The organism is Bradyrhizobium sp. AZCC 1693, from assembly GCF_036924745.1.
GTDB lineage: Bacteria > Pseudomonadota > Alphaproteobacteria > Rhizobiales > Xanthobacteraceae > Bradyrhizobium.
The window spans coordinates 3398210-3422560 of the sequence record NZ_JAZHSD010000001.1; the positions used below are offsets into that span (position 1 = coordinate 3398210).

Below are 24351 nucleotides of genomic sequence, written 5' to 3' on the forward strand. Positions count from 1 at the left end.
ATACCGCCCTCTACGCCGCCAGCGGCACAGTCCAGGCGTCGTAGCCATAGACCCAGTCAGCATCGGTTTTCCCGCTGAGCCAGGTATTGGCGCGCGAAGTCTGCTGGATCCGCTCTGTCCGCTCCTTGCGCGTCGCCTCGAAACGGCGAAACGCGTTCGCAACACCGTCACGTTCGACGCCGTCAAGGCAGCGGGACAATACCGCCGCGTCCTCGATCGCCATCGCCGCGCCCTGCGCCATGTAGGGCGTCATCGGGTGGCAGGCATCTCCAAGCAGCGTCACGTTGCGATTCCCCCATCGCTCCAGCGAATTGCGGTCGACGATCGCCCATTTGTGCACGTCGGGGCACGCGGCCAGCACCTGCTCGACCTGACGGTCGAAGCCCGCGAACGCCTTGCGCAATTCCCTGACGTCGCCCTTCGCCGACCATGACTCGATGCGGAAATCCGGCTCCGGCTGGCTGGTGACGAGGTAGATCTCGCTGCGGTCCGGCTTGACGTAATAGATGACGATGTGGCGGTCCTCGCCCCACCATTTGGTGCAGTCGTCGATCTTTTCACCACCGAGCAGCGCGGCGGGATAGGTGGTGCGATAGGCGATCCGCCCGGTGAAATTCACCGGCGAGACGCCGAACAGGATATCTCGCACGACCGAGTGAACGCCGTCGGCGCCGATCACGGCGTCAGCCATTGCAGTCGCGCCGCTGGCAAAGGTGAGCCGGACACCCTCGCCGCTTTCCTCCAGCCCGACCAGTTTGTGATTGAGCCTGACGCATTCATCTGGAACGGCGCTGGCGAGCGCCGCGTGCAGATCACCGCGATGCGCCAGCAGATAGGGCGCGCCGAACTTCTGTTCGGCGCTCTCGCCGAAGATCATGTCGAACTTGATTTCACCGGTGCGCCAGTCGCGGTTGTTCCAGGAGCGCGGGTAGAACGATTGCGCGCGCAGCCTTACCTCCAGCCCCAGCCCGCGCAGCACCTTCATGGCGTTGCAGCCGATCTGGATGCCGGCCCCTAACCGCGCGAATTGCGTGGCCTGCTCGTAGACGGTGACGTCGATGCCCACCCGCCGCAGCGCCGCAGCGGTCGCGAGCCCACCCATGCCGGCGCCGATGATCGCAATCGACAATGGTCTTGCCATTCCCGTCCCTGCCCGAGCCGCTTCTGTTGACGGCTTCTCACACTTTGCCCGCCGCGTCAGGCTGGCCGAAACCCGGCCTGCTCCAGCGCTGCGCGGCCCTCGTCCGACGCCAGCGCATCGAGAAAAGCCTGCACCGCCGGCCGCTGCTTGCGCGCTGTCACCAGCGCGAAGTCATAATGCTCTTCGGCAAAGGGAATGAAACCCAGGTTTGACGCATGCGCGACCGGCGCAATGGTCATGCCCCAGTCGGCGCGGTGCTGTGCGACCGCGGCCGCCACCGCATTGTGCGAACGCGGCTGATTCCAGTAGCCGTCCGGCCGCGCGCCGCCGAGCAGCCGGTCGACCAGGATGCGCGTGCCTGCACCCTGGTTGCGATTGACCATGATGCAGGCGGGGTCGGCGAGCGCCGCGCGCACTGCGTCTTCGGCCGACAGCCCCTCGAAACGCCGGTCGCCCTTGCGGAAGACGATGCCCTGCATGCGACGCCATCCCGGCACCAGTTCGAGCCCGTCGCTCAGATAGGGCGTGTTGTAGGTCTCGGTCTTCTCGTCGAACAAATGAATCGGCGCAAAGTCGCATTCGCCGCGCTTGGCGGCCGAGAGCCCGCCGAGGCTGCCGACGGCGATCGAGCGCACGACGAGCCCGGCATGCGCCAGCGGCGCGGTGACGAGATCGAGCCCGGTGCAGTGGCTGCCGACGATGACGAGATCCGGCACCCGTACATGCGGCGTGAACAGCGTCACCTCGGCCTCACTGCCCGCCGGCATCTGATCGGCGAGCGCATCGATCTTCAGAAAACCGTCGGCCTGCGCGAATGATGTGATGGCGCCGGAGCCCTTGCCGGTGGGGTACGCGATCAGGCCGTCTGATCCTTCCACCAGCGACACCATGACGAATTCGGTGCGGCCGAGCTCGGAGGCGATCCGCACCGGCACCCGTGCATTGACCTTGGCGTCCGAACGCGGCGGCAGGCCGGCCATCCGCCGCAGCACCGGCACGATCATGTCGTGAAAGGTGAACATCGCCGAGGTCGGAAATCCCGGCAGGATGATCACGGGTTTGCCGTTGCATACCGCAAGGCACAGCGGCTTGCCGGGCTTCAGCGCCACGCCATGGGCGATGATGCCGGGTTTGCCGAGCCGGCCGATGATGCGATGGGAGACGTCGCCCGCGCCCTTCGACGTACCGCCCGACAGCACCAGCATGTCGCTGGTCTCCAGCGCCTTGCGCATTACGGCTTCGAGCTGTTCCTCGTCATCGGCAACGGCGCCGAGAAACACCGCTTCGCCGCCATTTTCGTTCACCGCCGCTGCGACGATCGCACCATTGGTGTCATAGATTGCGGCAGGAGGCAGCGGCTGACCGGGCTGCGCCAGTTCGTCGCCGGTAGAGATCACCGCAATGCGCGGCCGGCGCGCGACCGTGACCTGCGCGATGCCGCAGGCCGCCAGCATGCCGATCTCGCGCGAGCCGATGACGGTGCCGGCGCGCAGCAGCGCCTCGCCGCGGGCGATGTCGGAACCGGCATAGGACACGAATTGCCCGGGGGAAGCGGCGCGGCGGATTTCGATCGCGCGATGTCCCGCCGGCTGCGTGTGCTCGACCATGACGACGGCATCCGCTCCGCGCGGCACCGGACCGCCGGTCGCGATTGATGTGGCCGTTCCCGACAATACCGGCCGCGTCGGCGCGGTACCGCAGGCGATCACCTCGTCGTTCAGCATCACGCGGACCGGCGACGCCTCGCCGGCAGTAGCAAGATCGGCGGAGCGGACCGCAAAGCCGTCGACGTTGGAGCGGTCGAAAGGCGGCACGTCGATCGGCGCGGTGACGTCTTCGGCGAGCGCGCAACCGAGTGCGTCGGCGAGCGGGCGCTTCTCGCTTGCGATCGCGCGCGGGAACAAGGCGGCTTCGAAACGCGCCAGCGCATCCTCGCGCGACAGGATCGTCAGGAACTGATCCTGCTCGCTATTGTCGCGATCTCTGGGCGAAGGCGTATTGGTCATTCCCGAACTCATATATCAGTCCCGCAACATATAGGCATCGACCGGGCTGCCCGCCGCAAACCCTTCCGAGCCGCCGGGCACCACCAGCCAGGCTTCGGCACGCGCAATCGCGTCGAGCGACAATTCGCCCACCGCCAGCGTGGTCCACATATCCTGCTTCCGCTCCAGCAACACGATCTCGGCGATGCCGACGCTGGATGCAATCTTGCGCGCCAGCGGCAAATTGACCGTTTTGCGCTGGGTCCGGCCCGAGAGGCGATCGACCGCGGGAAGCGCCAGCGTCCACCATGCCGCAAGGGCCTGATCCGGCGCGCCCGGCAGCACGACAACCGGTGTGTTGCCGACGCGTCCGACAGCCGAGGTGCGGCCGGGCTGCAAGGCAATGCCATGGCCGAGAGTTTTGCCGCGCGCGGCCAATGCGGTCACCGTCGCATCGGTGCGGCCGACGCCGGAGCCGCCGACGATCAGGAGCAGGTCGCACGCGCCGTCATCGAGTGCCGCCGCAATCGATCCGGCATCGCGGCCCGCGGCGGTCGACGACACGGCGTCGGCGCCCGCGGCCCGCGCGCTTTCCGCGATCAGATCCGCCGTCACGCTGCCGCCGGGGACATTGACGATGCGCAGCCTCGGACGGCGGACATTCAACCGCGCCAATCCTGCCGCGCGCGCCATCAGGAGATCGCGCGGCAGCACGCGCCGCCCGGCCGCCGCGACGACGCTGCCGGCTGCGATATCGCCGCCGGCCCGGCGCACGCCCTGCCCCGGGATTGCCTCCGCCAGCACCTGCGGCATCGGGCCGGACAAGTCGACGGAATCGGAATCGAGCACGCAGTCGTACCCCTCCGGCATGGCCCCGCCGGCCTCGACCCAAACCGGCGGCGCCGATAACGGCAACGGCGAATAGGAGGATGCGCCGACGAGATCGCGGGCGCAAAAAGCGTAGCCGTCTGCAGCGGCAATGTTGCGCGGCGGATAGGCGGGAAGCGGCGGCATCCCGGCAGCGACGCAACCCAGCGCTTCCCCAAGCATTAATTCCACCGGCGCGACCGGTTCCACGCCGTTCAGCAGGGCATCGAGCGCCCTGTCGAGCGGTGTCAGCGAGGTCGGCAGGCGCTGCGGCGAGGTCATGGCCCGGCTATGCCCTGAATCGGGGCGGAAATAAACAGAACCGGGTACCGCTCCCTCCATTCGGCTACGTTGACGCCGTTCCAAAATAGTTGCAAATGAGACCAATTGGCGGATCAAACCGCCTGCGAAAACCAACGGCCAACGCGCCGATTCCAGGGAGGAGAAGACAGGATGTTCGCCAGGAATCTATCCAGGCTGGGAATACTCGCGGCCGCGATGCTGGCATCGACCGCCGCGCTCGCGCAAGTTTCAGACGATGTGGTCAAGATCGGCGTCCTCACCGACATGAACGGTCCGGCCGCGACGCCGACCGGCCAGGGCTCGGTCACATCAGCGCAGATGGCGATCGACGATTTCGGCGGCAAGGTGCTGGGCAAACCGATCAGCATCATCGCCGGCGACCACCAGCTCAAGCCCGACATCGGCGGCGCGATTGCGCGGCGCTGGTATGACGTCGATCAGGTCGACCTGATCGTCGACGTTCCGGTCTCCGCGGTCGGCCTTGCGGTGCAGAACATTGCCAATGACAAGAAAAAGCTGTTCATCACGCATTCGACCCTGGCCGCGGATTTTCACGGCAAATTCTGCTCGCCCTACGCGATGCAGTGGGTGATCGACACCCGTTCGCTCGCGGCCGGCACCGCGCAGGCCGTGGTCAAGCGCGGCGGCGACAGTTGGTTCTTCATCACCGACGACTATGCGTTCGGCCACTCGCTGGAACGCGACGCGTCGGCCGTCGTCACCGCCAATGGCGGCAAGGTGCTGGGTTCGGTGCGGCCGCCGCTCGCGACGCCTGATCTGTCGTCCTTCGTGCTGCAGGCGCAGGCCTCCAAGGCCAAGATCATCGGCATCGCCGCTGGTCCGCCCAACAACATGAACGAGATCAAGACCGCCGCCGAGTTCGGCGTGCTGAAGGGCGGCCAGCAGATGGCGGCATTGCTGGCGCTGATCACCGACATCCATTCGCTGGGACTGCCGGCGGCGCAAGGCCTGTTGCTGACGACCTCGTTCTACTGGGACATGGACGACAAGACCCGCGAATGGTCAAAACGCTATTTCGCCAAGATGAACCGGATGCCGACGATGTGGCAGGCCGGCGTCTATTCCTCCGTCATGAGCTACCTCAACGCCATCAAGGAGACCGGCACCGACGAGCCGCTGAAAGTGGCGGCGAAGATGCGCGAAAAGCCGATCGAGGATTTCTTTTCCCGCAACGGCAAGCTGCGCGAGGACAATCTGATGGTGCACGACCTGTGGCTGGTGCAGGTCAAGAAGCCGGAGGAATCGAAATATCCGTGGGACTATTATCAGATCCTCGCCAAGATTCCCGGCGATGAAGCGTTCGGCCCGCCAGACCCGGCATGCGCGATGGCGAAGAAGTGACTGCGCATGAGTCATTCCGGGGCGCGCAAGCGAACTATGGTGCGCAATTGCGCACCTGAGAATCTCGAGATTCCGGGTTCGCGCTACGCGCGCCCCGGAATGACCTCTGCCGATAGAAGCGAGCTTCTATCGGCGCCGGTCACTTCACCACCCCCGCCTCGCGAAAATACTTCATCACGCCGGGATGGATCAGCGCCGCATTCGGCGCGGCCGCGACCGTGTTCGCGGCCGTGGTCTCGCAGGCCTGCGACAGCTTCTTGCAGAGCGCGGCCTCGGCCCCGTGCAGTGTACGCGCCAGCCGGTAGGCGACATCGTCGGGCAGGCTTTCGCGCGCGAGCACAAAACTCCATGAGCCGACGGAATCGATCGCTGCCGGCTGATTCGGATAGCTGTTGGCGGGCACCGTCAGCGGCTTGAGAAAGGTGTGCTTGGCGCGGATGCGCGCGATCTCGCTGGCGTCGGGCGCGATGAAGCGTGCGCCGCCCGGCGCCTGCGCCATGGTGGCAAAACCCGGCCAGCCGATGCCCGCGCCCCACAGCGCGGCGGCACGACCATCCTGCACCATGGCAGGGCCGTCGCCGGCGCGGTCGAGATAGATCGACTTGAAGTCCTCGTCCTGCTTCAGGCCGATACCGTCGAGCATGTAGCGCGACAGGATCGGCAGGCCAGACCCCTTGGCGCCGAAGGCGACCGGCTGGCCGACCAGATCCCTGATCGTCCTGTAGGGACTGTCCGCCCGCACCACGAACATGCCAGGACTGGAATACATCGCGGTGAGGATCTTCAGTTTTGTCGGCGCCCGCCCGATGCCCATAAAGGCTTCGTAGGACGGCTCGCCGGCCACCAGCGCGATGTCGAGCTGGTCGGATTCCAGCAGCGGGATGTTTTCGTTCGAGCCCTTGGTGTTGCGCGGCTCGATCGAGAGCCCCGGATCGGCGGCGTTCATCACTTCCGCAAACGCATTGCCATAGACCGGGAAGCCGCCGCCCGGCGTCGCGGTGCCCAGGCTGATTGTGGTCTTGGTAATGGCCTTGCCTCCCTCCTGCGCGGTGGCGACGCCGGCGAACAGCAGCAGGCCGGCCCAGGCGATCCCAGCGAGTTTCATTTCTAGCCTCAAGCGTTCGGTGACGAATGATGCAACGGAGGTTGTAGGCAAGCGCGGGGCCTGACGAAAGCCTGTTCTTGGCTCCCAGCCCGGCATTGCCGTATCGCTGTCATGCCTGTAAACGATGGCGGCACCGTTGCCGGCCGCCCTCCCCGCGGCCGCTCCGCGGCGGGGCCTGTAGCTCAATGGTTAGAGCCGGCCGCTCATAACGGTCTGGTTGCAGGTTCGAGTCCTGCCGGGCCCACCAGTGAAATCAGCAACTTATCAGGAGCTATTTCGCCGTAGCGAGATCACCGCACCAGAAATGCTCCGACTTGCTCGCCTATCGCTATACTCAGACAGTTCGCAAGCTAGTCCGCGGGGTTCGATCCGACAACTGCCCCTCCTTCTCAATCGTAGATTCGGCGGCTTCATCGCACGAATTGATCAGTCCGCGCTCTGCAGACAGCCCCGTCCACTTCAGAAGCTGAGTTGCCTGATTTAGGCGATAATCGCGCGCAACAAGTATACCCTATTTGCAAGCGGCGAAGGGGGTTCGTGATGCCCTCCAGGATCACTGACAATGTCATCGGAGCGCTGCAGCATTGCCGGCTGAAGGCATATTTTCAACTGCGCGGTGAGCAAGGGACCCTGTCGGGGTACGAGAAGCTCTTGGTTGAGCAGCGAGCCAATCTCGAACCCGCGATAATAGAAAAGATCCGGCGCGAATACGGCCAAGCCGAGATGGCGAACGACCTTAATTTGTCGGCAGCGAGTCTTCGCAAGAGAGCGTCGTTTGTTCTTGGCGCCCTTCTGGAGGATGATCGCTATGCTGTCCACTTCGATGCCCTTCGCAAAATCGATGGCCCCTCGGCACTCGGAGACTACCGATATGAACCGGTGCTGTTTTGTGCGGCGCCGCTGGTTCGCGCTCTCGATCGCCAGCAACTCGCCACACGCGCGGTTCTTTTAGGCCGGCTGCAGGGCGCGCTTCCTAGTGGCGGAACCGTATATCTCGGGCGCAACGGCGCGAGGACGAACATTCGGTTCGGATCAGCACTGACGGCGGCGGAAACTCTTCTCCGAGATGCCGAGCGCCTGCAGCGCGCCGATGCCCCGCCGAAGCTACTATTGAACGACCATTGTCGAATCTGCGCATTCCGCGATCGTTGCCGTGACCAAGCCATTCGGGAGGACAATCTTAGCCTTCTGCGTGGCATCGGTGAAAAGACGATCAGACGATACGCTCGCAAGGGCATTCTCACACTGACCCAGCTCGCGCACACATTTCGGCCTCGGCGACGCGGCAAACGCGCCGATACCCCGCTCACTCGGCGAGACCACGCGCTGCACGCGCTAGCCATTCGCGACAAGACAATCTATGTGTTGGGCTCACCTACAATTCCGATAGCGACAGTGCGCATCTATGTTGACATGGAGGGTGATCCCGAAGATGGCTCCATCTACCTGATTGGACTCGTCGTTTGCGAAGGCGAGCGCGTCGAGCGCCATTCGTTCTGGGCCGACGATGAGAAAAGGGAAGCCGAAATATTCACTCGGTTTCTCGGCATCGTTGGACAGTATGACGCACCGCGCCTTTACTCCTACGGCAACTACGAGCGAACCGTTATCGCGCGCATGCGACGTAAGGCCCGGCGTAAGAAGCCCGTTGATGCTATTTTGACCGCGCTCACGAATGTACTCACAATCATCTACCCGCATTTCTACTTTCCAACTTACTCGAACGGCCTCAAGGAAACAGCAGGCTGCCTCGGCTACCGCTGGACCGAGCCAAACGCCTCCGGCATCGAGAGCGTCGTTTGGCGCAAGAACTGGGAAAAGACCGGCGATGTTTCATGGAAAACCAAGCTGATCCAATACAATCTCGAAGACTGCGAAGCGCTGCACAGACTCTGCGCGTTCTTGGCTGAAGCGCCGAACTGCAACGCGCACGACCAACCGGACGACGCGCTACGCGTGGCCTCCGTGGCGCAGCTCGATAAGCTGGCGCGCACCGTCACTTGGTCAAAATTCGCGCATGCCGACTTCGAATTCGTGAATAAGCGGGCCTATTTCGATTACCAGCAACGCCATGTGTTCGTACGGGCGAAACCGGCCCGGCGCAAGCGAGGCAGCAATAAGGGGAGCCGACGCTGGCAAAATCGGGACTTGCGCGTTACGCACCGGATGGAAATCACGGCAACCCGCTGTCCCGCCTGTAGCAGCAAGCGTATCGTGCCACTCGATTCAAAACAGCGGCCGAAAGGCCTGCAAAGGAGGCGCAAGCGCGCCATCGATCTCGTCATCACGCCGGGAGCGATCCGCCGGAAGGTCGTAGAGATCAGGACTATCGCCTATCGTTGCGAGTCTTGCGAAAACTGCTTCACGCCCGAGCGCTACGACCGCCTAACGCGCTACTTTCATGGTCTAATGAGCTGGTTTGCGTACCAGCACATTACCCATAGACTCGGGGTCAGGTCGCTGGCCGCGCTGTTCTATGAGACCTTCGGCATTCGGGTTAACTTCTGGGAATTTACGGATTTCCGGCATCTGCTTGTCCATAAGTATCGTAAGACCTACAACATGCTGCTCGCGCAATTAATGGCCGGGCCGGTGCTGCACATCGACGAAACCGAGATCAAGTTGAAGGACGGCGCGGGGTACGTCTGGGTGTTCGCCAACGCATCCGCAACGGTCTACATCTTCCGACGGTCGCGTGAGGGAGATTTCCTACGGAAACTGCTCAAGAATTTCAAAGGCGTGCTGGTCTCGGATTTCTATTCCGCATACGACGGACTTCCCTGTTTGCAGCAGCGCTGTCTTGTCCACCTGATGCGCGACATGAACAGGGCGATTCTCGACAATCCGTTCGACCAGGAGCTTCAGTCCATTACGGCGCCGTTCGGGGCCCTTTTGCGGTCAATCGTCGTAGCTATCGATGAGCACGGTCTCAAGCGGCGCTATCTGCAGACCCATACGAACGCAGTTGAAGCATTCTTTAGCGCACTCGCCGAGCGATTCTACGAATCGGGTTCATCCAAAGGCTTACAAGAGCGACTGCTCCGAAACCGCCAACGCCTGTTCACGTTTCTGCAGAACGATGGCGTGTCGTGGAATAACAATTTGGCCGAAAATGCCATCAAGCGCGTTAGCGGCTATAGAGAGGATGTCGGACGAAGCGTCAAAGAAGCTGGCCTTGCTGAACAATTGGTCTTGCTGAGCCTTTATCAAACATGTCGCGTTCGAGACATGAGCTTTCTGAAATTTCTCCTGTCACAGGAACGCGATATGGATGCCTTCGCAGCGGGCAAGCGTCGTCGGCGACGTTTGCAGCGCATCGAGGTCTACCCAAAAGGCTATTTGCCCCCCTCCCTGATCTCACTTCGTCGGGGAAGGACTACGCAGCCAAGCAATGCCGTAGCCGCGGAAGGCGAGTGACTGCCTAGTCCGAACTCGCCGGAACCACGCCGCATTCCTCAAACCAGTTCCAGCCGAAGCGACCGCCCGACCATCCGCGCGGCACGCTGAAGCGTGGTTAACGTGACGTTGCCGTCCTTTGGGTCGAGCAGGCGCCCAATCTGGCTGCGTGAGGTCTTCATGCGCTGCGCCAGATTGTTGCGCGATATGTTCTTCTCCTTCATCGCCTGCTCGATCTGCCACGCAAGAACTTCCTTGACGGCGATGGCCTCGAACTCGTCGCGCTTGCCTTCTTCTCCGAGGAAATTATCGAGCGTGGTGAGTTTGGCGGTAGAATGGGTTGCTTTCTTCTTCCTCGCCACATTCGCCATCTTGATCTCCTTCATTTCTCAAATTCACGGTTTCTACGGCGCGCCAGGGCCAGGTCATCCGCCGGCGTCTTCTGGGTCTTCTTGATGAACCCGTGAAGGACCAGAATGCAGCCCTGCTGCACGCTGAACAGGACGCGAGCGATCCGATTGCTCGGCAGCGACGTGCGCACCTCCCACAAGCCGTCGCCCAGCGCGCGGCAAAGCGGCATGCCCACCGGCCAGCGGTATTGGACGCGCATAAGGTCGAGGCCAACGGCTTGACGATCAGCGTCGTCCAGACTCCGCAGCCAGTCCCGCACCGCCTCCGTCCCGCCCTTCGTGCGGTAAAACACGACGGGTATCTTGTGGGGACTGCTACCTGACATCATGCCCTTTATAATGTTCATGTACCATATAATGTGCAGACCGACAACAGCAATCCGACTGGCGCTACGCTTTCATTTCGCGCCATGGGCGGCTTCCTAGACAGCGTGACGCTTTTCGAGCGATAAGAGCACCGTCTGACCTCCACGAACGAAGCATTCCTACTTTCGTGGCCACCGCACCAGTTTCGCACCAGAAACAACCCGATCGAAACGCATCGAACGCAATCGAAATCAAGCGAAAACCCAGCAACATCAACGAAGCTGATCGATATTCTGCCGCTCATAACGGTCTGGTTGCAGGTTCGAGTCCTGCCGGGCCCACCAATAAATCAAATGGTTGTCTTCCTCTCTCGTAACCATGAGCAGGCGACCAGATATCCGGAGACGCGAATAAGCGATCCCTGCCGCTTCTCGAACCTATGTTTGCTGGACAAGCGAATGTAACGCCCTAACCGCGGCCTCCCGCTTCTCCACAGGGACAAACAGACTGACCGAATGCGGCGACAACACGTACTTGTCGGGGACAATCCCGTGATGTCCGAGAACCTGCAACGCGCGGAACGGCAATTCCGACGAAACGCCGCCGAAGCAGGTGAGACTCACCGAGCTTGAAGCCTCGCCCTGCCTGCGCAGATCCTTGCTTGGCTCCAGCGTGCGCAACAGGGCGTCGAGCCACTCTGAATCACAGGCCACGGTCATGCTGGTTTTTCCCGCGATGAAGCTCGAGGCGAGAAGCTGCGGCCAGGACAGGCTGTTTTGCTTGAGATGCTGCGCGAATTTCTCGAAACCGTGATTGAGATCCTTGGAATCGATTTCCACATGCTCAATGCGAGCCATCGAATTGACGGCCAGAACCTTTCCGTTTTCCATGCCTGCAACCTCTTTCATCACTTGCGTGCTGTGTTTAACGCTACCCCACTGCTTGAGAACCAGAGGCACACCCTGACTTTGCGCCAGCTCTACGCTGCGAAAATGCAGGATCTTTGCACCCCAGAAGCACATTTCGGACAGGGATGCGAAGTCCACTCGCCGCAGGGGCTTTGCATCCGGCACGATGCGCGGATCGGCAGAGCAAATTCCGTCGACCTCTTTGATGATCTCACAGCGCTCGGCCTTCAACGCCGCGGCCATCGCAACGGCGGTGGTGTCGCTGCCACCCCGGCCGAGCGTGGTGACTTCCCTGGTCACCGGGTTCACGCCCTGAAATCCTGCCAGCACCACAACGCGCCCACGATCAAGTTCCTCACGCACGCGAATGGGCCGTACATCCAGGATGCGTGCGGAGGAATGGGAGCCGTCGGTCATCACGCCGGCCTGGCTGCCGGTGAAGCTGATCGCGGGCACGCCGAGATCGGAAAGCGCCATGCTCATCAGGGACATGCTGATGCGCTCACCCGTCGTTATCAGCATGTCGAGTTCACGGCGATTGGGATTAGGGCTTACCTGATAAGCCATCTGGATCAATTGGTCGGTGGTCTTGCCCATGGCGGAGACGATCGCCACGACACGATGACCACGGCCACGCAGGGCGGCGAGACTGCGCGCAACCGCGCGAATTTTCGCCGGTGTTTCAAGACAGACACCGCCATATTTTTGCACGATGATGGGATAGTTGCGCATCTAGCCCCCTTGAGAAGCCTCGCTTGCTTCGTTCATCGAACCGACACCTCCTATCCACGTGCCGACGACTTCAAAGTTCGGATTGAAGGCGACAAGGTCGGCGCGGTAGCCGGGCGCGATCCGTCCAAGCTCGGACTCAAGACCCAGAAATGCCGCTGATGTCCGAGAGGCCATGATGAGGGCATCGACAAGGGAGATTCCAAGCAGCGCAACAGCGTTGCGCACCGCCTCGATCATGGTGAGGTGAGCGCCCGCGAGTGTGCCATCGGGGCCCGTCAGGCGGTTTTCGTGCAACGTGATCGGCCTTCCTTGCAGCATGAATTGCCGGTCGTTCGTGCCCGCCAATGGCATGGCATCGGTCACCAGCATCAATCGATCGCGCCCCTTGCAGCGGAAGGCAACACGCAAACCGGCGCGGTCAACGTGGATGCCGTCGCAGATGATCCCTGCAAACAGCCGGTCATCCCCAAGCGCGGCGCCCACCAGACCCGGCTCCCGGGCGTTCAACTGCGACATGGCATTGAACAGGTGGGTCACCCCCGAGACACCGCGATCGACCGCCTGCCCGATTTCGGCTGCGGTGGCGTCGCTGTGGCCGGCCGCGACACGCAATCCGGCGCCGATCAATTCATCGATCATGGACGCGGGCACGCATTCCGGGGCTAAGGTCACAATGGAGCGGCCGCGGCCGCCAAAACTTTTGATCGCGGCGAGATCGCGCCGATCGGGCACGCGTATCTCGGCTTCCGGATGAATGCCCTTGCGAGACCTGTTGAGGGCCGGTCCTTCCAGATGAAAGCCGAGAACGCCGGGAATCTTCAGACAAGCCTGGGCGACTGCAGCCAATCGCTCAATGACCTCGCTGCGATCGGTGATCAGGGTCGGCAAGCAGCCCGTGGTCCCCTCCTTGCGGTGCGCCTCAACGATGCGTCGAACGCCAGCCTCCGTTGGCTGGTCGTTGAGAAGGACGCCCCCGCCTCCGTTCACCTGGATGTCGATGAATCCGGGTGCAAGGATCGCGTCTGCGGGAAGGCGGATTGAGGGCCGCGCCTCCACCTCGCCGAAGGTGATGCTTTCAATCCGCCCCTGCGAGATCCTGACCGACCCCGGCCCGCGCATGTCGGCACCATCAAAGATGTGCTGCGCGGCAATCGTGAGGGAGGAAGAACCGGCGTGGCTCATCAGTATTTATCCGGGGTAGCAGTCACGGACTCGTGAGGCGAGTCCCGTGCAAGACTTCATATGTACACCAAGGGGCTTGGGAGGACCCGGAGCAAAACCTTCGCGTTAACTTTCCATGGGAACAAAAGGTACCACGTATCTCGGCATTGATGGCGGTGGAACTCGCTGCCGCGCCCGGATCGAAGACGAAGACGGCAGGGTACTCGGAGCAGCGAGCTCCGGGCCTGCCACGACGCGGATTGGCCTCGAGAAGGCCTGGCGGTCCATCATGGAGGCCACTGAAGCGGCAGCCGCACAGGCCGGCCTGACGCGCGAAGATTTCGCGCGGATGCGCGCCGGAATTGGCCTTGCCGGTCTCGGTCGCCGGGGCGCGGAAGCGGCGCTCAACAAGATCGCGCATCCCTTTGCGTCGGTCATCTTCATCAGCGACGGCCTGGCGGCCTGTCTCGGCGCCCATAGCGGCGCGGACGGGGCCATCGTAGTAGCCGGCACAGGCTCGGTGGGTGTCGGCCTGATCGATGGCCGGGAAATCCGTCTCGCCGGTTACGGCTTTCCCGTGTCGGACGAAGGCAGCGGTGCCGACATCGGCCTGCAGGTTGTTCGACTGGCGCTGCGGGCCGCGGATCGCCGCGGCGAGCTGACCCCATTGCTTTCAGAGGTGCTGGGCGCATTCGATCATGATCCTTATCAGGCGGTGGCCTGGTCTGAAGAAGCCAGGGCCGCAGACTACGCTGCGTTCGCGCCGATCGTGATGCGGCACGCCAATCAGGGCGATCCGATCGGCCGTCGCATTGTCGAACGCGCGGCCGATGCCATTGGCGATCTGCTTGATCTGTTCCTGGCGAGAGGAATTGACCGGCTCTCGCTGGTAGGCGGGCTCGCGGATGCCATTACGCCCTGGCTGACGCCTGACCTGCGCGCCCGCCTGAGGTGTCCTGACGCCGACGCGGCCGCCGGCGCGTTACTGCTGGCGCGAGGGCGGCTTGACCCGCCCACGAGAGAAACTGACCATGAACAGGCTTCAAAGTTCCGCGTTTGATGGCGCATGGATCAACCATATGGCCACTGAAGAAGTCGATCCCCGCTTTGCCGATCTTGATGCATGGTCGCTGTCGTCAGCGATGGAAGCGATGTGGGAGGGCCAGCTTGCGGCAGTCGCGGCGATCGGCCATGCCCTTCCCGCGATCACTGCGGCGACCGAAGCGGCCAAGGCGGCGCTGGGCGATCACGGACGCATTGTGTATGTCGGCGCCGGCACCTCGGCCCGCGTGGCGGTCCAGGACGGCGCCGAGCTGACGCCGACCTTCGCCTGGCCGAGCGAACGCGTCCGCTTCATCGTCGCCGGCGGAGACAGCGCGTTCGTCACCAGCATCGAGGGCGCGGAGGATGACGTCGATGATGCGGTCACGCAGATCAATGCCGCGCAGCTCACAGCGCACGACGTGGTGATCGCCGTTGCCGCCAGCGGGACAACGCCATTCACGGTCGCGGCGCTGCAGCAGGCAGGCTCTTTCGGTGCAGTGACGATCGGTGTTGCCAACAATCCCGGCACCGCACTGCTGGCGTCGGCAAAGTTTCCGATCTTGATCGAGACCGGCCGCGAACTGATCGCCGGCTCCACGCGGATGAAGGCGGGCACCGCGCAGAAGGTTGTGCTCAACCTGATCTCCTCGGGTATCATGCTGCGCCTTGGCCGGGTGTACCGCGGCATGATGGTGAACATGCAGCCGACCAACGCCAAGCTGAAGCGGCGCGCCGAGGCCATGGTGGCGCAAATCGCGCATTGTGATCCGTCGCACGCGGCACGCTGGCTTGAGCAGGCCGATGGAGACATCAAGACGGCAGGCCTTCTGGCGTTGGGTGTCGACAGGGTTGATGCCGAGGCCATTCTGAAAAACTGTGACGGCAACCTTCGGCAGGTGTTTGCCGAGCTCACCAAGGACCGTGACCCGCATCCCAAGGAAGCGGCGGCGCGCAAGCAAGGCGGAGCGGTTGAGCCGTGACGACATCCGCGATGGCGAGCGAAATCGGGGAAAGCGCGGATGTAGTCGCCAAAATTGTTCGTAACCGCCCCGCCACGCGCGATATCGCCCAGCGAATTGAGATTGGCTCCGCCCCCCTGTGCGTCGTGTGCGGCCGGGGAAGCTCTGGGCATGCCGGGGTTTTCTTGAGATACCTTGTCGAGACGCGGCTTCGCCTTCCCGTTTCAGCCAGCGCTCCTTCGGTGATCACGGCATTTCGCACGCCGTTGATGCTGCGCCATGCGCTGTTCATCGTGATCTCGCAATCCGGGCGCAGCCCGGATCTTGTCGCGGCGACCAGGTCGGCGCGCGCCGCGGGCGCCCGCACCATCGCCATCGTCAATGCGACGTCGTCGCCGGTGGCTGACGAAGCGGAGTTCGTCATTCCGCTCGAAGCCGGCAGAGAGCACTCCGTAGCGGCGACCAAGACCGTGATCGGCTCGATGGCCGCTGGCGCCGGACTTGTTGCCGAACTGGCGCAAGATCATGCGCTGCGGTCAGCCCTCGACAGGCTGCCCGAGCGCCTGCACCGCGCGCTGGCGCTCGACTGGTCCGAGATTGCCGATGATCTCGCCAGGGCGTCAGCTGTGTTTGTGGCGGCGCGCGGCCTGGGCCTGGGCTCGGCGCGGGAGATCGCGCTCAAGCTTTCGGAAATTCTGCGCCTGCCATCCATTGGTCTGAGCGCCGCCGAGCTGCAGCATGGGCCGCGCGCCGCGTTGTCATCGCGCACGCCGGTTGTCATGATGCGCCTCATGGACGAAACGGCGGGGACGGTGGACGCGCTGGCAGAAGAATTGCGCGAGCAGAAGATTACGCTGCATCTATGCGGCGGACCGCATGGCTCGCTGCCCTGGCTGGCCGAGGATGACCCCGCCACCGACCCGATCACCATGCTCGTTCCGGCCTATCGGATGATCGAGCAGACGGCGCGCGCCTGCGGATTTGACCCGGATCGTCCCCCTCGCCTGAGCAAGATTACCGAGACGTTTTGACGGCTGACTGTTCGCTGGCTGGCGGCCCGAAGACACGACCAAGCGTCGGCAGATTGGCGTGCTCTATCGCAATGGAGCACGATCTCAGCTAGCGCGTTCCATACGCGCGATCCCCGGCGTCGCCCAGGCCAGGCAGAATAAAGGCATTTTCGTCCAGGCCATGATCGATGCCGGCGGTCCATAGCGGCACGTCGGGGTGCAGGCCGCGAAAGCGCTCCACGCCTTCCGGCGCGGCAAGCAGGCAGACCAGCCGAATGTCACGGGCGCCTCGTTCCTTCAGCCTGTCGACGGCGGCCACTGCCGTATTCGCCGTGGCCAGCACCGGCGACACCACGATCGCGAGGCGCTCGTGAAGGTCGGAGGGCGATTTGAAGAAATACTCCACCGCGACGAACGTCTGCGGCTCGCGGTAAAGCCCGATATGCGCCACGCGGGCCGTCGGCACCAGGTCCATCATGCCATCGACAAATGTCACTCCTGCCCGCAACACCGGCACGAAGACCAGTTTCTTTCCCGCTATTTTGGCGGACTTCATATGCGCGAGCGGGGTCTCGACCTCGACTTCCGTCAACGGCAGGTCGCGCGTTACTTCGTAACACAGCAACATCCCGATCTCCTTGAGGAGTTCGCGAAACGACTTGGTTGAAATCGACTTGTCGCGTATCAGCGTAAGCTTGTGCTGGACCAGCGGGTGATCCACGATCGTGACGCCTTGCATGCTTTTGTCCCCTGCGAGTGACCAGACCGCGTTTAGAGCATGATCCGGAAAAGTGGGTACCGGTTTTCCGAAAAGATCATGCTCAAATCAAAGAGATAGAGCGGGATTGACGATTCGAAGAAACGTCATCACGCTCTAGAAAACCGTGCCGTCGCTAACGATCCTGAGCGGCGGCGAACCATCGGGACGGCGCTCAAACGCCAATTCCCGTCCTGCCGCCCAGGTGCCGCCCTGCAGTATCTTCGCGAGGGGAAGCGAGACCGCGTCGAGACCGACGCGCTGCCGCAACAATTCCGCCAACCGGTCCAGCAGCGCAACCGTCAATGCGCGCCACTCGACCACGAGCGACGAGCCGACATCGTGTTCCCGCAGCGCATCGGCGGGATCGCGCAGCACAAGCACCCCCGTGTCCAGGAACAATCCGCCGTTGCGATATTCCGCAAGACCCGTGAGACCGTCAATATCCGTCACGCGCAGCCCCGCTCGCTCGATCGGCTCGATCAACGAATAGGACAGCCATTGTGACAGCTTATGCAGCGGCATCAGCCCGCTGGTCGCCTCTTCGGTTTTGAACACCGGGTAACGCCAGCAATCCCCCAGAGGAATTCCGTCAAGGGTGACCCGCGACGGCCAGATCGTGCCAAGCCGGAGCAGAAGTTCCGACAGGATCGACGGCGCCGCAATCGAACCCCGATCGCCTGCCTTTGCAAGGTGATCGAACAAACCGCCCGGACGCGGCGCGTCGCGCGCAGCAAAAATTTGCGGCGATGCCGACACCCGTTCGCCCAGCCGCCGGAGCAACGCGACCCGCCCTTCAAGCCCGATCAGCGGATTGTCATCCCCGATCTGAAAGCCGCTGCGCAGATCCGCAATCGTCAACCGCTCGAGCGCCGCCGCGTCGGCGCGCAGCGGTTCGCCGGCCTTCGCCGAGAACAGGCCGCGCGCGAACATGTCGAGGCTCGCGAGCGCAAGGCCTTCCGAACGTCCGATCCCGGCGCCGGTAACGGAATCACGATATCGCCACGACGGTCCGGCTCCCGCGTCGAGCAGCACGCTGATGATGGCAAGATCAAATTCAGCCCGGGCCCGCTCCTGGTCGTCGCGCCAGGGCATTGCGTCGGCAAGCGCCGCCCAGCGATCAACGCCATCGATGACGAAATGTCGCCAGCGCGAATGAAAGGGAACATCAAGCGTCGGGTAGGCCTTGCGCGTTATCGCCAGCACGAGATCGACGGTCGCGCCCAGCCGGCCGAGGTCGATGCGGAAGCCGGAAAGCTCGTCATTCAACCCCATTTCCAGCATGCGGTGCGCACGCTCGCGCACGGCTCCCGCATTCAGAAGAGAAAGAGCACCTGCAGCTTCGATGGTCACGATGAATGTCCGGCCGCGTCAGTATTTTTCAAGCGAGCGGCCGACCGACCCTTTCGGATCGCGCGGTTCCGGATCGGGCGAGAAATATCCCGCGGCCTTCTTGGCTGCGATCTCGACATGGGCATCGGCGGGTATCATGTCGTCGGGGATCGCCACCCGCTCGACGATTTCGACGCCCTGTCCCGTCAACGCGTCATACTTCATGTCGCTCATCGAAATGAAACGGTCGATCCGCTTCAATCCCAGCCAGTGGATGACATCCGGCATCAACTGCTGGAAACGCGCATCCTGCACCCCGGCGACACATTCCGTCCGCTCGAAATAGGCGGAAGCCTCGTCGCCGTCCTCGTGACGCTTGCGCGCATTGTAGACGAGGAATTTGGTGACTTCACCGAGCGCGCGACCCTCCTTGCGATTGTAGACGATCACGCCGAGCCCGCCGGTTTGCCCGGCCCGCGCACATTCCTCGATCCCATGGATGAGATAAGGACGACAGGTGCAAATATCCGATCCAAAGACATCGGAGCCGTTGCATTCATCATGCACGCGGCAGGTGATCCTGGTGCGATGGTCGGGAAGCTTGGTGACATCTCCGAACAAATAGACGGTCGTGCCGCCGATCGGCGGCAGAAAAACCCGCAGATCGGGGCGCGTGACGAGTTCGGGAAACATGCCTGCCGTCTGTTCGAACAATGCGCGGCGCAGATTGGTCTCGCTGGTGCCGAAACGCTGCGCGATGCCCGGCAGGTACCAGACCGGATCGACGGCGATCTTGACGACGGAAACGGAGCCGTTGGCATGAACAAACTCGCCGTCGGGCACCAGGCGCCTGGCCGCCAGCGCAGCCTGAATCTCCGGCAGGTCGAGCCGCGCCCGTGTAATAGCAATGCTCGGACGAATGTCGGTGCCTTCGGCTATTTCGCCGCGGAAATTCTCCGCTATCAAATGCCCCCACGGATCAAGCGCGACGATGCGCTCCGGGTCGGTCCATTGCTCGAACGGCCCGATGGTTGCGGCTGGATAGGTATTGGTCAAATCAGGGCGGCGGATCGGGTCGAGTGCGCCGGACGACACCGCAAGCGCACGATAAACAGCATAGGAGCCGCCATGGGAACCGATGACGTTGCGATCCTGCGGTCGAGAGACCGTTCCGATGATCGGACCGCGCTCCCGCGCGGTCGCAGCCCCCCACGCAATCGGAAACTCGTGCTTCGCGCCCGGGACCGGGTGCGAAGTCAACCGGATGTGATCGGTTCGGTTGGAGCTGCTCATCTTTCTGCAATCCCAAAACGGCAACGGCCCGCCTGAACGACGGGCCTGGACCTCAAAACCAACTGAATTGCGTAGGGCCACCGCCCCGCCAAACCATCATATAGGGAACTAGCGTGCATAAACAACAAATCCGGCCGTCAACGATCGTATATTTTTTTGTATTTTTCCAATATTGGTTTGGCGGACGGGCGCCGTCATGATATAAGTGGTTGTTTCTTCTCGAAGGGAGGGAACAACTTGGGTGAGCTTCACCGCTGGCTATTGTCCCAGCATCCGGGTCTCAGGACCTACAAATCATTTCAGCAAAAGGCCCTGGAGCTTGCGTCGTCGGACGACGAGCACCGTGCGCTGTATCGTCTGCTCGCTTCCATGGTCGGCCGCTACATCGATTCCTTTGACGAGGAGCCGCTGCCCGTCGACGTTGCCAGCCTTGCCTATCAACGCCTCGTCAGCGTCGTCGACGATGCCGAACTTTCCATGGCGGCGCCGGCTTCGCAGCAGGTGCAGACCTTGAACAAGGTTGCGGCGGCCGAGCTCTATTGAGCGTCGCGCCGGACTGAAATCGCTGACTGCGGCCCGATCCGCCGTCACTGACAACGAGCGCCGCGGGGCATGACGCTGAGGTGTTTGCCAATGCGGGGATTCCGAGCGCGATGATCTTCATCCGGAACGAGCACGGTTCACACAATCCGCGCGAAGACATGGCTATCGCCGATTTCATGGTGGGCGTTGCCGTGATGCGCGACGTACTCGCGGAGGCAGCATCATGAACCTGGATACGCTTTTCGAAGCTTCGGCGGCCGCGTGCAAGCAGGCGGTCGATGGCATCACCATCCGCCGTCCCGACGACTGGCACGTGCATTTGCGCGATGGCGCGATGCTGCGCGCGGTGTTGCCTTTCACGGCCGGGCAGTTCGCGCGCGGGATCATCATGCCGAACCTGGTGCCGCCGGTGACCACCGTGGCCGCCGCCGCCGCTTACCGGGACCGCATTCTTGCGGCGCGCCCCGCCGGCAGCGATTTCGAGCCGCTGATGACCTGCTACCTGACCGATACGACGTCGCCCGACGAAATCGAAAAGGGCTATTCCGAACGAGTGTGGGTCGCCGCCAAGCTCTATCCCGCCGGCGTCACCACCAACGCGCATCATGGCGTGACCGATATCAAGGGACTGCGGCCGGTGTTCGAGCGGATGGAGCGGATCGGCATGCCCGTGCTGATCCATGGCGAGGCGACCGATCCGGCCGTCGACGTGTTCGATCGCGAAGCCGTGTTCATGGAGCAGAGCCTGTTGCCGCTGTTGCGGGATCACCTTGGCCTGAAGGTCGTCATCGAGCACGTTACGACCCGGGAAACGCTCGAGATCGTCCGCGCGCATGCGCCCCGCGTCGCGGGCACGGTTACGCCGCATCATCTCGTCATCAACAGGACCTCGATCTTTCAGGGCGGGTTGCGGCCGCATCTCTACTGCCTGCCGGTCGCCAAGCGCGAGCACCATCGTCTGGCGCTGCGCGAGGCGGTGACGTCGGGCGACGGCTGCTTCTTCATTGGCACCGACACGGCGCCGCACCTTGCCAGCGCCAAGGAGGCGGCATGCGGCTGTGCCGGCGTCTTTGTCGGCGCCACCGCGCTGCAAACCTACGTGCAGGTATTCGACGAGGAGGGTGCGCTGGACAGGCTGGAAGCCTTCGCTTCCCTCAATGGTGCAAATTTCTATGGCCTGCCGGTCAATAACGGCACGATCGAACTGAAGCGCCACGCCGCGTCGATGCCGTCGGCTGTCAGCGTCGACGACGGCGAAATCGTGATCTTTCGCGGCGGGGAAGCGATACCCTGGTCCGTTGGCGAGGTGCGGCGATGACGCAGGGCGAAATTGGCGCCTTGAGTTTGCGAAAACAAAAAAGCATTGCACCGCCTCAACCGGGATCAGCGGCCGGCGCGGCCTGACTTCGCTCCCGCCGTACCCCCAGCCGCGCCCCGATACAGGAAAGCCTCATCAGCAACTTCAAAATTTGAGCAGGTCTAAATCGCGGGTTCTTTCAGGCACTTGCGAAGAAGTGCCGCGCCCGTGCTCCCCTTCGCTGCCCGTTGCCACATCTGTTCGGCGAGTTGCTTGTAGAGCTGGACCGCCTCCTCCGCGCCGGTGACCGACGCCACGCCGAGCCGGACATTGGGGAGTTCGCCGAGGCGGAAGGGACTGACCGCGACGAGCGCGCTGCCATCGCGCATGCGGCAGATTTCGAAGGTCTGATTGGGCAGCGTGTCGTCGACGATTCCGATCTGGATGCCGACCGGTTCGTTTTCCATCACGCTGGCGATCCGCTCGACTTCCTTGCGCGCAGCCAGGCGGCGCTTCTCGCGTTCGGGTTTCGCAAGATCATATGTTCCGATGAAGCCGGTCCGCAAAAGCCGGCGGACCTGAGTTGCGCCGATGATGCCCGCGAAGCTCGGACCGCCGCCCGAGATCGTGGCCCTGCGTTTCGCCAGCACGTCCATGAGCTGCTCGATTTCCGCCTGGGCCTTCTTGCGGTTCGGAAGCTTCTCGGGGAGGCCCTCAAACAGCATTTCGCGCAGGATCCCGGGATATTCATCCGACGTCAAAAGAAACGTGACCGGCTCATAGTAGACGAGAACCCGCTCCGCGACCTCTTCGATCTGCCGCAACCTTTCAAAATAGGCGATCGCGCTCGAGAAATATTCGGTGCCGACGCCGAGCAAGGACGGCAACGAGGTCTTCAGGAGCTCTGCGATCCGCTCCAGCGTTTCGAGTTTGACCGGTCCCTCGCCGCGTTCGTAGTTGTAAAGCGCGGCGCGGGAAATACCGAGGCTCTCCGCCACTTCCTCGGGTGAAAGACCTAAACCCATACGATGGGCCCGAAGACGCTGCCCGACCTGAATGTAATCGATCGCCATGAATTCCTGTTTCGTTGCGGGTGGTGCGCGGACATGACCCTATTTGAATTGGCATTGCCTGGTCCAGAGGCGCCGGGACGCAAGCGCCTGATATCCATGCGCCAAGTTAGCCGCTGTCATTGACGTTTGGAGATACGCGACTTCGAAAATGGCCGCGCACCACATCAATCGCACCTCCTTGTATGGCGGATCGTTCGCCAATCCCGTGATCGCTGCGGCAGTCGACGGTCGAATGCAGTCAATGGCGCAGGCGGCCGTCCGGATCGCCATTGCCTGACAAGATTTGGGCCGCGCCGCCGATGCCGCGCCGGAAGGCTTCATCGAACGTGACGCCGCGAACCTGCCAACCGTGCATCCGCTCGCCCCAGTTCATCTGCCACTGTGTGGTCCAGCCGAGCTCCCGGTCATCCCAGACCAATCGCCCGACCAAAACCACTTCGCCGCCCTGTTCGGCCGCAACCGGCATCAGCGCCGGGAACGGCGCGGTCCTGAGCTCCGCGCCGGTGATGTTTGATTTCGCCAGCGACGCCGTGCTCGGCAGCACAATGTCCATGCCGCGCTTGTCAGCCGCGGCGAGCAACGCGTCACGTTGCAAGTCTGACTGCGGCCCATCCGCCGTCACGATAAAGTTCCTCGGGCCTTGCTCCATCTCGACAAAGACGGCAAGGCGCGGACGATGGGAAAGCCAGGGCTTGAGACCAAACGTCTTGAGAATGTCGTCGATCTTGCTTTCCTCAAACTCCACCGTGAGATCGTAGGGCCGGTCACGGGTGCCCTGCTCGTCCCGAATGGGCTTGCCCAAAAACTGGTCGCGATAGCTGAAGCCCGTGACGAAGCTTTTTGCTTTCGATTTGTAAGCTGCCAATCGCGGGTCACCGCTGAGCTTCAGTGCGCCTGACACCTTGATGAGGACGTCCTCCAGACACGCGGCAAAGCCAAGGATGCGGTTCGCCTCGCCCTGGCCCGTCACGGTGACTTTGGCGCGATAAAGATCGGCTCCCGCGACGGCCACGGTGCCGGCGCACCAGGTCAGGGTGGTTGCCAGAAATATCCTGATAATCGCGCGGCCCGTACCACGGCCTGTTCTGATAGACCGGCGTCTCGTCCTGTGCAGATCGGTCATGACGAAGCCTTTCGCGGTTCCGCTGCTCTTCTCTTCAAACATTCGTTCGTTTTTGCGGAAAGGCAAACTTTCCAGATGCAGGCCCGCCATTTGACCGCGAAGACGGTGAAGCTCGTGGCGCCGTTCGATTTGAGGCCGTGAGCGGACCCGTCGAGATGGCGGCTCTTGCGAAGGTTCAAGCCGGCACTTGAGCCGCATTACGCTCAAGGGTTCGAGCCCTCGGCACCCGTCAGTGAAATCAGGG

Annotated in this window: 21 protein-coding genes and 1 tRNA gene; 9 read left to right on the forward strand and 13 right to left on the reverse strand. The window is 62.7% G+C overall.

Annotation, left to right across the window (positions count from 1 at the left end; genetic code table 11):
* Nucleotides 1–10: 10 nt before the first annotated feature.
* The 3 genes from V1293_RS16190 to V1293_RS16200 are packed head-to-tail and all read right to left on the reverse strand — an operon-like array spanning nucleotide 11 to nucleotide 4275.
* Nucleotides 11–1141 (reverse strand): FAD-dependent monooxygenase, encoded by a 1131-nt coding sequence (locus V1293_RS16190; RefSeq protein ID WP_334510900.1) that lies wholly within the window; start codon nucleotides 1139–1141, stop codon nucleotides 11–13.
* Between the two features lie 56 nt (nucleotides 1142–1197).
* Nucleotides 1198–3159: a molybdopterin biosynthesis protein gene (locus tag V1293_RS16195; RefSeq protein ID WP_442894248.1), complete on the reverse strand. Its 1962-nt coding sequence runs from the start codon at nucleotides 3157–3159 to the stop codon at nucleotides 1198–1200.
* A gap of 3 nt (nucleotides 3160–3162) precedes the next feature.
* A complete protein-coding gene (locus tag V1293_RS16200; protein ID WP_334510902.1) occupies nucleotides 3163–4275 on the reverse strand; it encodes a molybdopterin-binding protein in 1113 nt (370 codons plus the stop codon).
* A 171-nt stretch (nucleotides 4276–4446) separates the two neighbouring features.
* Here V1293_RS16200 and V1293_RS16205 point away from each other — a divergent pair, with 171 nt between their 5' ends.
* The gene (locus V1293_RS16205) at nucleotides 4447–5658 is read left to right on the forward strand and encodes an ABC transporter substrate-binding protein (RefSeq protein ID WP_334510903.1); all 1212 of its coding nucleotides are present in this window, start codon (nucleotides 4447–4449) and stop codon (nucleotides 5656–5658) included.
* Nucleotides 5659–5797: 139 nt separating this feature from the next.
* Here the strand turns inward: V1293_RS16205 and V1293_RS16210 are convergent, their stop codons facing one another.
* A complete protein-coding gene (locus V1293_RS16210; protein ID WP_334510904.1) occupies nucleotides 5798–6763 on the reverse strand; it encodes a TAXI family TRAP transporter solute-binding subunit in 966 nt (321 codons plus the stop codon).
* Between the two features lie 171 nt (nucleotides 6764–6934).
* Here V1293_RS16210 and V1293_RS16215 point away from each other — a divergent pair.
* Together V1293_RS16215 and V1293_RS16220 are read left to right on the forward strand one after the other, a co-directional pair.
* A tRNA-Ile gene (locus V1293_RS16215) sits at nucleotides 6935–7010 on the forward strand.
* Nucleotides 7011–7303: 293 nt separating this feature from the next.
* The gene (locus V1293_RS16220; RefSeq protein ID WP_334510905.1) at nucleotides 7304–10180 is read left to right on the forward strand and encodes a TM0106 family RecB-like putative nuclease; all 2877 of its coding nucleotides are present in this window, start codon (nucleotides 7304–7306) and stop codon (nucleotides 10178–10180) included.
* Nucleotides 10181–10218: 38 nt separating this feature from the next.
* On the opposite strand, the gene V1293_RS16225 is transcribed toward V1293_RS16220, so the two are convergent.
* From V1293_RS16225 to nagA, 4 genes are all read right to left on the reverse strand, one after another.
* Entirely contained in the window at nucleotides 10219–10530 is a 312-nt protein-coding gene (locus V1293_RS16225) for a helix-turn-helix domain-containing protein (protein ID WP_334510906.1), read from the reverse strand.
* A gap of 11 nt (nucleotides 10531–10541) precedes the next feature.
* Complete coding sequence (locus V1293_RS16230; RefSeq protein ID WP_334510907.1) at nucleotides 10542–10862, reverse strand: type II toxin-antitoxin system RelE/ParE family toxin; 321 nt, start codon at nucleotides 10860–10862, stop codon at nucleotides 10542–10544.
* Between the two features lie 450 nt (nucleotides 10863–11312).
* Nucleotides 11313–12515 carry an aspartate kinase gene (locus tag V1293_RS16235; RefSeq protein WP_334510908.1) on the reverse strand — a complete coding sequence of 401 codons (1203 nt, stop codon included), beginning with the start codon at nucleotides 12513–12515 and terminating at the stop codon, nucleotides 11313–11315.
* Nucleotides 12516–13697, reverse strand: a complete 1182-nt coding sequence (gene nagA / locus V1293_RS16240) for an N-acetylglucosamine-6-phosphate deacetylase (RefSeq protein WP_334510909.1) — start codon at nucleotides 13695–13697, stop codon at nucleotides 12516–12518. It lies immediately after the preceding gene.
* A 115-nt stretch (nucleotides 13698–13812) separates the two neighbouring features.
* Here nagA and V1293_RS16245 point away from each other — a divergent pair, with 115 nt between their 5' ends.
* The 3 genes from V1293_RS16245 to V1293_RS16255 are packed head-to-tail and all read left to right on the forward strand — an operon-like array spanning nucleotide 13813 to nucleotide 16710.
* Nucleotides 13813–14736, forward strand: a complete 924-nt coding sequence (locus V1293_RS16245; RefSeq protein ID WP_334510910.1) for a BadF/BadG/BcrA/BcrD ATPase family protein — start codon at nucleotides 13813–13815, stop codon at nucleotides 14734–14736.
* Between the two features lie 19 nt (nucleotides 14737–14755).
* A complete protein-coding gene (locus tag V1293_RS16250) occupies nucleotides 14756–15700 on the forward strand; it encodes an N-acetylmuramic acid 6-phosphate etherase (RefSeq protein WP_334510911.1) in 945 nt (314 codons plus the stop codon).
* An 11-nt stretch (nucleotides 15701–15711) separates the two neighbouring features.
* Nucleotides 15712–16710 (forward strand): SIS domain-containing protein, encoded by a 999-nt coding sequence (locus V1293_RS16255; protein ID WP_334516742.1) that lies wholly within the window; start codon nucleotides 15712–15714, stop codon nucleotides 16708–16710.
* 88 nt (nucleotides 16711–16798) lie between these two features.
* Here V1293_RS16255 and upp read toward each other — a convergent pair whose 3' ends face one another.
* The 3 genes from upp to V1293_RS16270 form a co-directional block, all read right to left on the reverse strand.
* Nucleotides 16799–17428: a uracil phosphoribosyltransferase gene (upp, locus tag V1293_RS16260; RefSeq protein WP_334510912.1), complete on the reverse strand. Its 630-nt coding sequence runs from the start codon at nucleotides 17426–17428 to the stop codon at nucleotides 16799–16801.
* Nucleotides 17429–17563: 135 nt separating this feature from the next.
* Entirely contained in the window at nucleotides 17564–18799 is a 1236-nt protein-coding gene (locus V1293_RS16265) for a URC4/urg3 family protein (RefSeq protein ID WP_334510913.1), read from the reverse strand.
* 18 nt (nucleotides 18800–18817) lie between these two features.
* On the reverse strand, nucleotides 18818–20071 hold the full coding sequence (locus V1293_RS16270; protein WP_334510914.1) for a GTP cyclohydrolase II: 1254 nt from the start codon (nucleotides 20069–20071) through the stop codon (nucleotides 18818–18820).
* Between the two features lie 237 nt (nucleotides 20072–20308).
* On the opposite strand from V1293_RS16270, the gene V1293_RS16275 reads away from it, so the two are divergent.
* From V1293_RS16275 to pyrC, 3 genes are read left to right on the forward strand one after another with little or no spacing between them, the layout of a single operon-like run.
* Nucleotides 20309–20614 carry a hypothetical protein gene (locus V1293_RS16275; protein WP_334510915.1) on the forward strand — a complete coding sequence of 102 codons (306 nt, stop codon included), beginning with the start codon at nucleotides 20309–20311 and terminating at the stop codon, nucleotides 20612–20614.
* 47 nt (nucleotides 20615–20661) lie between these two features.
* Entirely contained in the window at nucleotides 20662–20841 is a 180-nt protein-coding gene (locus tag V1293_RS16280; protein WP_334516744.1) for a M20/M25/M40 family metallo-hydrolase, read from the forward strand.
* On the forward strand, nucleotides 20838–21932 hold the full coding sequence (gene pyrC, locus V1293_RS16285) for a dihydroorotase (RefSeq protein ID WP_334510916.1): 1095 nt from the start codon (nucleotides 20838–20840) through the stop codon (nucleotides 21930–21932). The genes V1293_RS16280 and pyrC overlap by 4 nt, the downstream gene beginning before the upstream one ends.
* A gap of 161 nt (nucleotides 21933–22093) precedes the next feature.
* Here pyrC and V1293_RS16290 read toward each other — a convergent pair whose 3' ends face one another.
* Nucleotides 22094–22984, reverse strand: a complete 891-nt coding sequence (locus tag V1293_RS16290; protein WP_334510917.1) for a helix-turn-helix domain-containing protein — start codon at nucleotides 22982–22984, stop codon at nucleotides 22094–22096.
* Nucleotides 22985–23222: 238 nt separating this feature from the next.
* On the reverse strand, nucleotides 23223–24197 hold the full coding sequence (locus V1293_RS16295; RefSeq protein ID WP_334510918.1) for a DUF2066 domain-containing protein: 975 nt from the start codon (nucleotides 24195–24197) through the stop codon (nucleotides 23223–23225).
* Nucleotides 24198–24351 lie beyond the last annotated feature (154 nt).

Coding starts and splice junctions, on each gene's coding strand:
- V1293_RS16190 (WP_334510900.1), bottom strand. CDS start 1,141: ATGGCAAGACCATTGTCGATTGCGATCATCGGCGCCGGCATGGGTGGG.
- V1293_RS16195 (WP_442894248.1), bottom strand. CDS start 3,159: ATGAGTTCGGGAATGACCAATACGCCTTCGCCCAGAGATCGCGACAAT.
- V1293_RS16200 (WP_334510902.1), bottom strand. CDS start 4,275: ATGACCTCGCCGCAGCGCCTGCCGACCTCGCTGACACCGCTCGACAGG.
- V1293_RS16205 (WP_334510903.1), top strand. CDS start 4,447: ATGTTCGCCAGGAATCTATCCAGGCTGGGAATACTCGCGGCCGCGATG.
- V1293_RS16210 (WP_334510904.1), bottom strand. CDS start 6,763: ATGAAACTCGCTGGGATCGCCTGGGCCGGCCTGCTGCTGTTCGCCGGC.
- V1293_RS16220 (WP_334510905.1), top strand. CDS start 7,304: ATGCCCTCCAGGATCACTGACAATGTCATCGGAGCGCTGCAGCATTGC.
- V1293_RS16225 (WP_334510906.1), bottom strand. CDS start 10,530: ATGGCGAATGTGGCGAGGAAGAAGAAAGCAACCCATTCTACCGCCAAA.
- V1293_RS16235 (WP_334510908.1), bottom strand. CDS start 12,515: ATGCGCAACTATCCCATCATCGTGCAAAAATATGGCGGTGTCTGTCTT.
- nagA (WP_334510909.1), bottom strand. CDS start 13,697: ATGAGCCACGCCGGTTCTTCCTCCCTCACGATTGCCGCGCAGCACATC.
- V1293_RS16245 (WP_334510910.1), top strand. CDS start 13,813: ATGGGAACAAAAGGTACCACGTATCTCGGCATTGATGGCGGTGGAACT.
- V1293_RS16250 (WP_334510911.1), top strand. CDS start 14,756: ATGGCCACTGAAGAAGTCGATCCCCGCTTTGCCGATCTTGATGCATGG.
- V1293_RS16255 (WP_334516742.1), top strand. CDS start 15,712: ATGGCGAGCGAAATCGGGGAAAGCGCGGATGTAGTCGCCAAAATTGTT.
- upp (WP_334510912.1), bottom strand. CDS start 17,428: ATGCAAGGCGTCACGATCGTGGATCACCCGCTGGTCCAGCACAAGCTT.
- V1293_RS16270 (WP_334510914.1), bottom strand. CDS start 20,071: ATGAGCAGCTCCAACCGAACCGATCACATCCGGTTGACTTCGCACCCG.
- pyrC (WP_334510916.1), top strand. CDS start 20,838: ATGAACCTGGATACGCTTTTCGAAGCTTCGGCGGCCGCGTGCAAGCAG.
- V1293_RS16290 (WP_334510917.1), bottom strand. CDS start 22,984: ATGGCGATCGATTACATTCAGGTCGGGCAGCGTCTTCGGGCCCATCGT.
- V1293_RS16295 (WP_334510918.1), bottom strand. CDS start 24,197: ATGGCGGGCCTGCATCTGGAAAGTTTGCCTTTCCGCAAAAACGAACGA.